We start from the raw sequence: 11,189 nt of genomic DNA, 5'->3' as shown, positions 1-11,189 counted from the left end.
ATCTCTCCGGGGTGCCCCGCAGCAAGTTGTGGGAGGGGATGAACATGATCGGCCTGGTCGACACGCGCCGCGAGGTCGACGGCCAGGTCGCGATCGAAACCCGGTATTTCATCGGCAGCATCGGCACCAGCGCGACCCGTTTTGCCCACGCCGTGCGCGGCCACTGGGGCGTTGAAAACGGCTTGCATTGGACTCTCGACATCGCCTTTCGCGAGGATGAGTGCCGTGTGCGCCAGCCGGTGGCGCGTGAGAACCTCGCCGTGCTGCGTCACCTCGCGCTCTCACGACTGAAGAATGATGACACCAAGGTGGGGCTGAAGAACAAATGCTTGAAGGCCGCTTGCAACGAGGATTACCTGGAAAAACTGCTCTTTGAGTGGCCCGAGAACAAGGAGAAAACAGGAGTATCAAGCAATCCTAATATTGGCAAAGCTTGATGCGATTGCCCTGCCGGGGACCAGGTCGGACGGCTGCGCTTGGGGACCAGGTAGGTGGTCTGAGCGGACATGCGGCGTTCCTCGGGTGGTGAGAGGGTTGCTGGTGGTCGGGGTGTCATCGGCCACAAGACGCGGCTGAACGGACTGAGATCATGGCCCGATCGTCTCTGTCTGCCAAGGCTTTGCGGATGTGTTGCAGATCGATCACCTGGAGCGGCTTGTTGACCTCTGTTGTCGTGCGCATGCAATCTCTCTTCAGAGCGCCGGGCGGTGTCGCTGTGAGAGGACAGCGCCGCTGAGTCGAAGCGGCGGACCTGCAGGACTGAACACGCACGCACCCGATCAGCCGAGGATCTGCAGCCGATCGACCAACTGCAGCTGCGTATTCTGATCCTGTACCAAGGCCTCCCAGGTCGGATAGGGCGCTGGTGGCTGATAACCACTCGCCCGTGCATCATAAGCGCCTTCGATCCCAGTGATGGCGCGCATCAGATCGCTCGCGGCAGCCTTGACCCCGTCGTCGGTCATCCGTGCGCCGCCCCAGTAATCGTTACCGGGCCAGGAGACCTGATCCCAGGCGACGATGCTGTAGAGCCGACAGTCGCTGAGGTCATCACCGGGCTCGGCATAGGCGCTCGGCGCACAGAGCTGTGGACGCTCGACATTGCCCTGCAGTAGCGGGCGCACGCGCAGTGAGAGTGATCCAAACGCATGGCGTTCATTGTGGCATTCGCTGTAGGGATCGAAGTAGATCAGGCGGATGTGCGGGAGCTGCGCGGCATGACGCTCGAGCAGTGCGATCAGGGCCTGCTTGAGCTGCTCGCCGAGCCTCCCAGCGAAGGGACCAGCGAACTGACCGCAGCCGAGTCCGGGAACGGTGATCAGGGCCGCCTGCCCGCGTTCGGCGGCATCGCGATCCGCGTAGCGCAGCAGCGGCAGCAGGCGGCGTTCGTAGACGGCGCGGTAGCCGACCGGGTCGAGCTGATCGTCTCGCGTCACCGCCGACCAATCCGCCGGCACACAGCCGCGACCATTGCGCAGCAGGGCTCCAGGGATGAACAGGAGGGTTCCCGAAAGCGGCTCGGGATGCACGGCTGGACGGTGATGGCGCCCATCGTCGAAGATCCGAACTGGCACAGCAACACCCAGATCGCCAAGCAGCGACAGCTCCGTCGGCGACCAGTCGCGCCCATCGCCATAGACCGCCGACTCGGCGAAGATCAGCGGGCGTTTGGTGTTGATCAGGTGCTCGAGGAAGGCGTCCTCGCTGAGGCTGTCGGGGGCTTGATCACTCAGTTGCTCTCGCAGGTAGGCACCGGCCTGGGCCATCCCCTGCTCGGCCAGTTGCTGGCGGTAGTCGGCCACCGCACGGGCGCTGTCTGGATGCAGCAGCCAGTGATAGGCAGGCTTTTGGATGGGGTCAATCATGGGCGGCCGGATTGGATAAGCGATAGCGATTTGAGCCAGGTGCGTCAAAGCCGGCATGATGCCGCAGATTGCGCCGGTGATGCTGCAGAACGCGCCGACGCTGCAGCCCTAGCGTCTGCCAAGCCACCGTCACCGCTGTTCTCCCCTGTAACCGGAGTCTTGACCATGGCCCTGATCCTCTATCTGCACGGCTTTGCCAGCGGGCCGAAGCCCAAGAGCCCCAAGATCGATCTGCTGCATGCACTCGGCCATGAGGTCCGTTGTCTGGCGACGCAGGGCGGCTATCGGCCTGAAGATTATCTGCGCGCGGCCGAGACGGCGTTGAACCGCTCGCCCGTGCCCGACCTGTTGGTCGGCAGTAGCCTGGGCGGGTTTTGGGCGCGTTACCTGGGTGCTCGGCAAGGCCACCCCTGGATCGGTTTGAATCCGGCCCTGCGCCCGTCGGCAACACTGGCGCGTTATCCGGGCCGCTTGCAACGCTTTGATGTCGATGCGAGCTTCGACTGGACTGCGGCTGATGCCCTCGCCTATCGGGCCTATGAGGAGGAGCCAGAGGAGATGATGGTGCCGGGTCTGATCGTGGTCGCGAAGGATGATGAGGTAGTCGACGCGCAGGAGACTCAGGCGCTGGCTGTTGGCGGTGAGATCCTGGTGCTTCCGCGTGGCGGCCATGAGTTGGCGAATACCGAGGACTATGCCGACAGGCTGGCGGATTTCATCACAAGGGTCAGCGAAAGGCCCAACTGATGCTCAAGCTGCGCTGTCGTGCAAGAGCGTTGGCAGCGCTAGTGCGCCGAGCTGTCGAGCCCGATAGCGAGCGGACTGCTTGGGCATTGGCGCGGTTCTATCGAACAATGGTTGACCTCGCCAGCAGTCACTCGGGCGGCGTCCGTCTGGTTGCCAGGCATCCCTGCATCCCCTTCTGCATCAATCGATCAGCGGATCACAGCAGTCGGCGCTGACATCAGCGCTCCAAACGCCCAGCCTGAAAGTCCAACACCGCCTGATTGATCTCTTGACGACTGTTCATCACGAACGGCCCGTGCTGCACGATGGGTTCGTTCAGGGGACGGCCGGCGATTAACAGGGCGCGGGTCTCGCCCTCAGTCGCCTCGACCAACACGCCATCGCTGTCGGCAGGGTTGTCCAGGATCGCCATCTGCTTGCGCGGCACACGGTTCCCCGCAATCTTCAATTCGCCGCGATAGACATAGACGAAGGCATTGCGATCGGCAGCCAAGGCTTGTGCAAAGTAGCCGCCCGGGCTCAGGTGCAGATCCAGGATCAGCGGCTCGGTCACCGGGCGCGTCACCGCCCCGCACAGGCCATGACTCTCACCGGCGATCAGCACCACCTCGGCACCGGCTTCGGTTGTAAAGCCTGGCAGCTCGGTAGCCTGGAGGTCGCGATACCAGGGCGCTCGCAGCTTGTCGCGTGCTGGAAGATTCAGCCAGAGCTGAAAGCCCTCCATCAGCCCGGCTTGCTGCTCCGGGATCTCGGAGTGGATGAGGCCGCGACCGGCCGTCATCCATTGCACGCCGCCAGGCCCGACCCGTCCTTCGTGGCCGGCACTGTCGCGGTGACGCATGCGCCCGTTGATCATGTAGGTGACAGTCTCGAAGCCGCGATGCGGATGCTCGGGGAAACCGGCAATGTAGTCATCAGCCTGATCGCTGTCGAAGTTGTCCAGCAGCAGAAACGGATCAAGCCGCCGCTGCAAGGACTGGGTCAGCACCCGGGTGAGCTTGACGCCAGCGCCATCGCTGGTCGGCTGGCCAATGACCAATCGTTCGACGCCGCGCGAGCGCAGGACCGTCTCGACCGGGTGATCGGCGGATTGTTGTGTTGCTGTCATGGCAATCTCGATGGGGCCAACATGGTTGGGCTACAGCAGCAACCGCGCAACAGTCCCAGCATCTGCTGTCGATTCGAGCGAAAACGCCCAGTGATGCGCCGCGGCCACCCGCCGCACATAGGCCACCCCCAGGCCATTGCCGGCATCCTTGGTCGAGAAGAACGGCTGACCGATACGCGCCAGCACCTCCGGCGGGATCGGCGCGCCACCATTGCGCACCTCGATCATCGGGCTCGCGGTGCCAGGCTGCCGAGCGGTGCGCAGGGACACCTGATCGCCGGCCGCCACCGCCTCGCAGGCATTGACGACGAGGTTGATCAGGACCTCGCGCAACTGCGCCGGATCGGCTTGGATCTCGGTCTCCGGCAACCCCAAGTCGACCTGCAGCCGGCGATCGGCAACACTCGGCAGCGCTTGCAGCGATGGCAGCAGCGCCTGAATCAGCGCATCGAGCGCCACCGGCTCGGGTGAGACGGTGCGACGGCCGGCATAGGCCAAGACATCCTCGAGCAGCCGGCCGAGCCGATCGGACTCGCGCTGGGCCAGGTTGAGCCGTTTGCGCGCCGCCTCGGTGAGCGCCTGTCTGCCGAGATAATCGAGCGCCATGCGCAGGGTCGAGAGCGGATTGCGGATCTGGTGCACCATCATTGCCGCGAACTCGCCCATCTCGGCCAAGCGGGCGATGGCCGCCTCGGCGCTCTTGCGCTGGCTGACGTCGCGCAGCAGGGCGATGTAGCTCGGCGCCTGCGCCTCGCCGTGGGCACAGAGGCTGACCTCGCTGGGGAAGACCGAACCGTCGCGGCGTCGATGCCGGCTCTCGAGCAGCTTGGGCTGGTCGATCTCGAGTTCGGCGAGCAGCTGCGCGAAGGTCTCTGGCGTCAGGCCGGCGTCGATCTCGAGCACCGAGCAGCCGACCAGCTGCTCAGCATGCTGATAGCCGAGCATCTCGGCGGCCCGGCTGTTGGTGTCGAGGATGCGTCCATCACTGGCGACCAGGAAGAAGCCGTCGCCGGCGTTCTCGACAAAGGCCCGGAAACGGGCTTCGCTGCGGCGTAATGCCGCTTCGGCGGCCTTGCGTGCGGAGACGTCACGCACCATGGCGACGATGCAGTCGCGCCCGTCGACCTGGACCACCGAGGCGGAGATCTCGGAGGGCAGCCGCAGGCCGTCCTTGCGCATACAGCTGAGCTCGTCGGTCCAGCCCTGGCCGCGGGTCTTGACGTCTTGGGCGAACTGGCGCAGGCGCTCCATCTCGTGCGGATGCACGTTGGAGATGCGCACATCGCGGGTGAGCTCGGCCGGGTCGTAGCCGAGCAGGCGCGAGGCCTGGGTATTGGCCTCGAGGATGCGATCGCGCTCGGGGTCGATCAGCAGGATCGCATCGTTGGCGTGGTCGAAGATCTTGCGCAGTGGGTGCGCCGGCTCAGCGGCCTGCTCCCGTGTGGGCAGCGCACTCGGTTCACTTGCTTCAGACATCCTGCCATCCTCCGCGAAAGATCAACCGCGCTGATCGGGTCTTGTTCGCTATCAGCGATCAGCGACTTAGCAACCCGATCGGAGTGTCCCCATGATCATCAACCTTATGACTCAGGCGCGCAGCCTACTCGATGCCACACGGCGCGTCGATTTCATCGCCCCGCTGCTGTTGCGGCTCTATCTGGCGCCGATCTTCTGGATGGCGGGGACCAAGAAGTTCGCCAGCTTCGATAGCACGGTGGCCTGGTTTGGCAATGCGGATTGGGGCTTGGGCCTACCCTTTCCGACGGTGATGGCGTTCCTGGCGGCTTCAACCGAGACGGTTGGCGCGGTCTTATTGGTGGTTGGCCTTGGCGTGCGGCTGATCTCGGTGCCGTTGATCGTGACCATGATCGTGGCGATGGTGACGGTGCACTGGCAGCACGGCTGGCTGGCGATCGCCGAGGGCAGTGGCTCGTTGTTCGCCAACGAACGCACCATCGGCGCTGTCGAGCGTTTGGATCGGGCGAAGGAGATCCTGCGCGAGCATGGCAACTATGAATGGCTGACCGAGAACGGCAGCCTGGTGATCCTGAACAATGGCATCGAGTTCGCCGCGACCTACCTGATCATGCTGGTGGCGCTGTTCTTCATCGGCGCTGGGCGCTACCTGTCGCTCGATGATTGGATCGGGCGTTGGCTGGATCGGCGCAGCGCCCGGTCCGGTCAGACGGCGGCCAGGTTCGCAACCGCGCACGCCTGATTCCATCTGAACCCGCCATCCGACCTTGACGAGCCAAGGAGCCATCGCATGACTCAACGCCTCCGTTCAGTACTCCCAGCCGTCTTTGCCGTCGTCGGTTTGGTCACCCTCAGTGCCAGCCTGCTGCTGGATGCGGCACCGACGGCACAACAGCTCAACGGCTTTGCGGTGCACAACAGCCTGGTCCCGGTCGCTGAGATCCATGCCGGCGGGCCGGATCGGGATGGCATCCCGGCGATCGATCAGCCGCGCTTTGTCGAGGCCGAGGCCGTGGATTTTCTCGCGCGTGACGACGAGGTCCTGGGCCTGGTCCATCAAGGCGAGGTCCGGGCCTATCCGATCAAGATCATGGATTGGCATGAGATCGTCAATGACCGCATCGAGGGCGAGCCGATTGCCATCACCTATTGCCCGCTGTGCGGCTCAGGCATCGCGTTCCGCGCCGAGCAGGCGGGACGGAATCTCGACTTCGGCGTCTCCGGACTGCTCTACAACAGCGACCTGCTGCTCTACGACCGTCAGACCGAGAGCCTCTGGAGTCAGATCGCCAAGCAGGCCATCGCCGGTCCCTTGGCCGGGAGCAAGCTCACCGCCCTGCCCCTGACCCACACGACTTGGGGCGCCTGGCGCCGTGCCCATCCGCAGACCCAGGTGCTGTCGACCGAGACCGGCTATCGCCGCAGCTATGAGCGAGCCCCCTATGGCGGCTATAGCAGCCATGGCGAGCTTTACTTTCCTGTGAGCGCGCGCTCCAAGCGTTATCACCCGAAGGAGCGGGTGCTCGGGGTTGAGGTCAATGGACAGTTCAAGGCGTATCCGTTCGCGGAGCTCTCGCAGACCGATGGCCGCGTGTCTGATCAGCTCGGCGGTGAGTCCATTGAGGTGCACTTCGATTGGGCACAGCCCAGTGCGCGTGCCTTCGATGCGGAGGGGCATTCATTGCCAGCCACGACCCTGTTCTGGTTTGCTTGGTATGCGTTTCACCCCGAGACTGAGGTCTATCGGGCGAACTGAGCATCGGTGAACGGTGCGAATGTCCGAGATCGGCACAGGACTGCGCCTCCTTCAAGGGATTGATCAACGCCGGGAGTGGCAGCCTGATGTGCCGATCAGCTCGCTCAGGCCCACCAACGAGCGGTGGATCAGTGATGGAGGCGGCTAAGGTTCCTGGCCCAGTGTCATCCCGGCAGATGCAGCCTTTGTTTCATCGGAACGGCCAACAGGTTCAGCCAGATACCCCGACCAGCGCAGCCGCGTCTGGCCCTCGTGATCAACCATCTGCACCGAATCCCCGCGCGTGCGCCCCAGTCCAAGCAGGATCGCCCGCTCGTTGGTGACCGTGCGCAGTGGCACCTGAATCCGATCAGGTGAGAGCACCGGCATCCGATAGCTGAGGCAGAGCTTGCCGTCGGTGAGCTTGAGCTGGAGGTCGGTGACCGGAAAGCCGGGGTCTGGGTTGAGGATGCGCCAGGAGCCGAGACGCTCGCGCCAGGCGCGTGGAACCGGCTCCTGCGGCACCTTTTCGCCGATAATGCGCTCACCTTGCGGGGTGTCGGCGATCATCACCTCGCGGCCTTCGATGCGGCGCGTTTGCAGCCGCAGCTTGCGGAGTAAGCGCAGGCTTGCGCTGCCCAGGCTCGCAGGCTCGGTCTCGGACGCGTTGCTGCGTTGATCCGATGGCGCAGCGCCAATCCAGCCCTGCGGATAGGGCATCAGGTCGAGCTGCTCGCCGGTCATGCAGGCGCAGAGACTGTCCTGCTGTGGCTGGATCGCGATCAGACCAAGATCGGTCGCGAAATGGCCTTCGGCCGGGAGCCTCTCTGTCGGCTCTGTGGTACAGAGCAGCGCGATGCTCAGGCGCGCCATGTCCGCGGCGCTGGTCTCCAAGCCCTGCGCCGGCAGATCGCGCAGCGGCAGCGGCGCAAAGCGCTGGCCGTTGCGGTGGCCTATGGCCAAGGAGTCATCGAACGTCGGCTGCGCGGCAAAGCGGGTGCGCGACAAGCCCAGCGGCTCGAACAGGGCCTGCTGGGCGTGCTCGGCGAAGGGCGTCTGTGTGACCACCTGCAGCAGATGACCAAGCAGGCTGTAGCCGAGGTTGGAGTAGTTGAAGATCAGGTTCGGCGGAAAGGCGGCGTACTCATCCCGTAAACGCTCGCGCACCTGGGTGAAGGGCTCATCTGACCAGAGGCCCTTGTTCAGATCGGACGGCAGCCCCGAATGATGACTCAGGAGCTGGCGGAGGGTGATCGGCTGCGCGGTCTGATCGAAACGGCTCTGGAGACGAAAGCCCGGCAGTGCCGAGCCGACCGGCTGGTCGATGTCGATGATTCCTTGGGCCTGCTGGGCCAGAACCAGCAAGGCGGTGATCGGTTTTGCCAAGGAGCCGGCGCGGTAGCGGGTCTGGGCCTGGGCCGGGCGTTGCTGCTCGGGGTCGGCGAGGCCGAAGCCCTCGAGCCAGAGGATGCGGTCGTGGCGCACCAGTGCCAGACTCAGGCCGGGGATCTGGTAGTCGGACTGCGCGGCCTGGATCAGGGGTGCCAGCGCCTCGCGCAGAGGAGCCATCTCCTCGACGATGAGGGCCTCGGTCTCGCCCTGGATTGGCGCAGGCGCGGGTTCAGGCTGGGGCTCGGCCGCAGCCATCGCACTCAGGGCCAGGAGCAGTAACAGGGCGGGTCGTCCCGGTGGCGTCATGGGGTGATGCCTGAATCGCCGAATCAATGCCCGCAGTGTAGACAACAAAACCTAACCAAGACAAAGAACAACGCCGAGCCCCGTCCTGGACTCAGCGTTGCTTGCAGCGGCCTCAGAGGCCGGCCGGCTGATTCGAGAGGTTGGTCTCAGCAGCTGAGATCCGGGTTACCTTTAGCAGGGCCATCGATCTCGGGCGTCTGAACCGGTTGGGCAAGTCGTGTGCGTGCGCCTCGCCAGCTCATTGATCGGCATCGCTTGCCTGCCAGGCGCGATGTTGAAACGGGGCGTCCAGCTCAGTGCCGGCGATGTGGTTGGTGTAGTTCGACAGGGTCTTCATGCCGACCCCGAGCACCACCTCCAAGACCTGCTGCGCGTCGTAGCCGGCCTCCTGAAACGCGGCGACCTCTGCCTCATCAACCCAGCCCCGCGCCTCGACCACTGCGGTGGTGAAGCGTCGCAGGGCCTCGAGTCGTGGATCAGGCAAGGGTTGGCCCGCCCGCAGCGCATCGGTCACCTGCTTGGGCACATCCGCCATGTCCGCGAGCACGCTGTGCGCCCCCATACAATAGTCGCAGCGGTTCTCGCGGCTGACGCTCAGCAGCACCACCTGTTGCTCGGCTGGCGAGAACGAGGTCTGCTCGAACAGCTCACCCTGGGCCAGGTAGCCCTTTAGCAGCGCTGGTGCGCTGGCCATCTTGCGCATCAGGTTGGGCAGCATGCCGAACTGGCGCTCGGCGTCGGTCAGCGCTGGCACGGCGTCCTGCGGCGCTGAGGTTGTATCGTGATAGGGGAAGCGCGATTGCATACTGTTCTCCAGGGCTCGGTTGGGATGCTCACTAACGGTCATCTACTGAGAACGGACCGGAGCAGGCGCAGCATTATTGCAGCCAGCGATTCAACGAGGGGGCCAGCCGCGGTAGGGCTGATCCAGAGGCGCAGTCTGGGCGACGGCGCGCGAGGCAGTGCTGCGGGAACCGATTCCCGCGCCTGGCATTGGTGAGTAGATGGATCGATTGCGCGCGTAACAGAAAACCGCCACCAACAGCAGCGCCCCGCAGACCTCGGCGAGCTCATCCGACTCCTTCGACGCCAGCAGCTGCTGGGGAAGGATGAGCACCGGCACAAACGCGAGTGCCTGCAGCCGGGTTGCCAGCGGCAAACCGAGGTGATCGACCCATGCGCGCACCTGCGCGTAACGGTCCGCCAGCCAAGGCAGCACCAAGAGGTAGAGCGCCAGACCAAGGAAGAGCAGCCAGCCGAAGATCAATTGATTAAAGTTGATCCGACCGACCTTGAGGTTGTGGATGTTCAACTCCTGCTGCTTGTTATAGCGCTTCAGTGGCCCGGGTGTCTCGATGCCGAAGATTCGCTGCCCCCAGGAGAGCTCTTCGCCGATGCCGAAGATGAAGGCCAAGCCCAGAAGCACCGAGACACCGACAAAGGCCCCTGAGCGCATCCGCCGCAGTTGCAGCGCCCGCCAGAAGCAGAGCCCGGCCAGAAAGGCGAAGATGATCACGATCAGCCACTCGAGGACGCCGTCTTCTGCCAGGTAAACGGTCTCCAGTCGCTCTGGTGCAACCAACTCAAGGCCCAAGGCGGTGGCAAACAGGAACACGACGGATACGTAAACCAGCCACTCACCGGGACGCATGCTGCTGCGATCAAACATCTCAACTCCTCTTTCTTCGCCGAACATCTGAGTGAAGACCGGACGTTCGCGTTAAGGGCTTCATCAAAGCATCACCTTCAGCGATCACGCGCCTCCGCGCAGGCCGAGCGCGAGACCAGCCCATCGCCATCAACAGCGGCTGAAAGATTCAGCCCATCACCGCGGTCTTTAGCGAGTGAGAGCCACTGACCCAGTGCAAGCCGACCGGGGCTGCCGCCAGGGCTGTCAGCCTACTCACCTTATGTCTTTTCGGAGTGATTCCATGTCCAAGCAGATCATCACCTCAGCCGCCGTGATGGCCGGCGCCACCCTCGTCGGCACCCTGAGCGTCGCCAATCTGGCGCAAGCCGGCGACAACCCTTTCGTCACCGAGCCGCTTGAGAGCGGCTATCTGCAGCTGGCCGAAGGCAGCTGTGGCGAGGGCAAGTGCGGTTCCAAGGAGGACGGCGAAGGCAAATGCGGCGAGGGTCAGTGTGGCTCCAAGGATGGTGGCGAAGGCAAGTGTGGCGAGGGCAAGTGCGGCAGTAGCTAAGGCCCGCGCACAGCTGACCGATGCCTCTCGCTTCTGAGTAAGCCGCCATGAACACCGACCTCTACCCCGTTCATGGCGCCGGTCTCGGTCTGCGGCGCGCATTCATCGCCGCCGCAGATCAACATTGTCCACTCGAGGTCTCCTCGAACCGGAGCCCGTCATGCCCGATGCATCAACGCCTGCCATTACGGACCCCAACCGCAGCCCCAAGATCATCATCATCGGTGGCGGCTTCGCCGGCGCCACCGCGGCCAAGTCACTCGAGCGACACCTGCGCTCGGCCGAGATCCATCTGCTCTCGGCCGAGAACCATCTGACCTATAACCCGCTGCTGCCGGAGGTGGTCGGGGCTTCGGTGC

General features: G+C 64.2%; 12 protein-coding genes. 6 read left to right on the top strand and 6 right to left on the bottom strand.

What is annotated here, in order from left to right; all coding sequences use genetic code 11:
• On the top strand, positions 1-437 hold a 437-nt coding region (locus CCR82_RS17305; RefSeq protein ID WP_201247066.1), incomplete at its 5' end, for an ISAs1 family transposase.
• 342 nt (positions 438-779) lie between these two features.
• Here CCR82_RS17305 and CCR82_RS17300 read toward each other — a convergent pair.
• Complete coding sequence (locus CCR82_RS17300) at positions 780-1,865, bottom strand: hypothetical protein (protein ID WP_201247065.1); 1,086 nt, start codon at positions 1,863-1,865, stop codon at positions 780-782.
• A gap of 165 nt (positions 1,866-2,030) precedes the next feature.
• Between CCR82_RS17300 and CCR82_RS17295 the strand changes: the two genes are divergently transcribed.
• Positions 2,031-2,612 (top strand): YqiA/YcfP family alpha/beta fold hydrolase, encoded by a 582-nt coding sequence (locus tag CCR82_RS17295; protein WP_201247064.1) that lies wholly within the window; start codon positions 2,031-2,033, stop codon positions 2,610-2,612.
• 217 nt (positions 2,613-2,829) lie between these two features.
• On the opposite strand, the gene CCR82_RS17290 is transcribed toward CCR82_RS17295, so the two are convergent.
• Positions 2,830-3,720, bottom strand: a complete 891-nt coding sequence (locus tag CCR82_RS17290; RefSeq protein ID WP_201247063.1) for a pirin family protein — start codon at positions 3,718-3,720, stop codon at positions 2,830-2,832.
• 30 nt (positions 3,721-3,750) lie between these two features.
• Complete coding sequence (locus CCR82_RS17285; protein ID WP_201247062.1) at positions 3,751-5,196, bottom strand: PAS domain S-box protein; 1,446 nt, start codon at positions 5,194-5,196, stop codon at positions 3,751-3,753.
• Between the two features lie 91 nt (positions 5,197-5,287).
• Between CCR82_RS17285 and CCR82_RS17280 the strand changes: the two genes are divergently transcribed.
• Positions 5,288-5,938 (top strand): HvfX family Cu-binding RiPP maturation protein, encoded by a 651-nt coding sequence (locus tag CCR82_RS17280; RefSeq protein ID WP_201247061.1) that lies wholly within the window; start codon positions 5,288-5,290, stop codon positions 5,936-5,938.
• Between the two features lie 48 nt (positions 5,939-5,986).
• Entirely contained in the window at positions 5,987-6,952 is a 966-nt protein-coding gene (locus CCR82_RS17275) for a DUF3179 domain-containing protein (protein ID WP_201247060.1), read from the top strand.
• A 144-nt stretch (positions 6,953-7,096) separates the two neighbouring features.
• Here the strand turns inward: CCR82_RS17275 and CCR82_RS17270 are convergent, their stop codons facing one another.
• From CCR82_RS17270 to CCR82_RS17260, 3 genes are all read right to left on the bottom strand, one after another.
• A complete protein-coding gene (locus CCR82_RS17270; RefSeq protein ID WP_201247059.1) occupies positions 7,097-8,629 on the bottom strand; it encodes a serine hydrolase domain-containing protein in 1,533 nt (510 codons plus the stop codon).
• A 238-nt stretch (positions 8,630-8,867) separates the two neighbouring features.
• Entirely contained in the window at positions 8,868-9,434 is a 567-nt protein-coding gene (locus tag CCR82_RS17265) for a carboxymuconolactone decarboxylase family protein (RefSeq protein WP_201247058.1), read from the bottom strand.
• 90 nt (positions 9,435-9,524) lie between these two features.
• Positions 9,525-10,298 (bottom strand): hypothetical protein, encoded by a 774-nt coding sequence (locus CCR82_RS17260; RefSeq protein ID WP_201247057.1) that lies wholly within the window; start codon positions 10,296-10,298, stop codon positions 9,525-9,527.
• 262 nt (positions 10,299-10,560) lie between these two features.
• On the opposite strand from CCR82_RS17260, the gene CCR82_RS17255 reads away from it, so the two are divergent.
• Positions 10,561-10,830 (top strand): HvfA family oxazolone/thioamide-modified RiPP metallophore, encoded by a 270-nt coding sequence (locus CCR82_RS17255; RefSeq protein WP_201247056.1) that lies wholly within the window; start codon positions 10,561-10,563, stop codon positions 10,828-10,830.
• A gap of 160 nt (positions 10,831-10,990) precedes the next feature.
• A partial coding sequence (locus CCR82_RS17250) for an FAD-dependent oxidoreductase (RefSeq protein ID WP_201247055.1) occupies positions 10,991-11,189 on the top strand: 199 nt, incomplete at its 3' end.

The sequence above is a fragment of the Halochromatium salexigens genome (assembly GCF_016653295.1).
GTDB lineage: Bacteria > Pseudomonadota > Gammaproteobacteria > Chromatiales > Chromatiaceae > Lamprobacter > Lamprobacter salexigens.
The sequence above is the reverse complement of the archived record's forward strand: the minus strand, read 5'-3'. Positions and strand labels throughout refer to the sequence as shown.

Bases quoted from the DNA above. Each gene is read 5' to 3' on its own strand.
- CCR82_RS17300 (WP_201247065.1), bottom strand. From the start codon at position 1,865: ATGATTGACCCCATCCAAAAGCCTGCCTATCACTGGCTGCTGCATCCA.
- CCR82_RS17295 (WP_201247064.1), top strand. From the start codon at position 2,031: ATGGCCCTGATCCTCTATCTGCACGGCTTTGCCAGCGGGCCGAAGCCC.
- CCR82_RS17290 (WP_201247063.1), bottom strand. From the start codon at position 3,720: ATGACAGCAACACAACAATCCGCCGATCACCCGGTCGAGACGGTCCTG.
- CCR82_RS17285 (WP_201247062.1), bottom strand. From the start codon at position 5,196: ATGTCTGAAGCAAGTGAACCGAGTGCGCTGCCCACACGGGAGCAGGCC.
- CCR82_RS17280 (WP_201247061.1), top strand. From the start codon at position 5,288: ATGATCATCAACCTTATGACTCAGGCGCGCAGCCTACTCGATGCCACA.
- CCR82_RS17275 (WP_201247060.1), top strand. From the start codon at position 5,987: ATGACTCAACGCCTCCGTTCAGTACTCCCAGCCGTCTTTGCCGTCGTC.
- CCR82_RS17270 (WP_201247059.1), bottom strand. From the start codon at position 8,629: ATGACGCCACCGGGACGACCCGCCCTGTTACTGCTCCTGGCCCTGAGT.
- CCR82_RS17265 (WP_201247058.1), bottom strand. From the start codon at position 9,434: ATGCAATCGCGCTTCCCCTATCACGATACAACCTCAGCGCCGCAGGAC.
- CCR82_RS17260 (WP_201247057.1), bottom strand. From the start codon at position 10,298: ATGTTTGATCGCAGCAGCATGCGTCCCGGTGAGTGGCTGGTTTACGTA.
- CCR82_RS17255 (WP_201247056.1), top strand. From the start codon at position 10,561: ATGTCCAAGCAGATCATCACCTCAGCCGCCGTGATGGCCGGCGCCACC.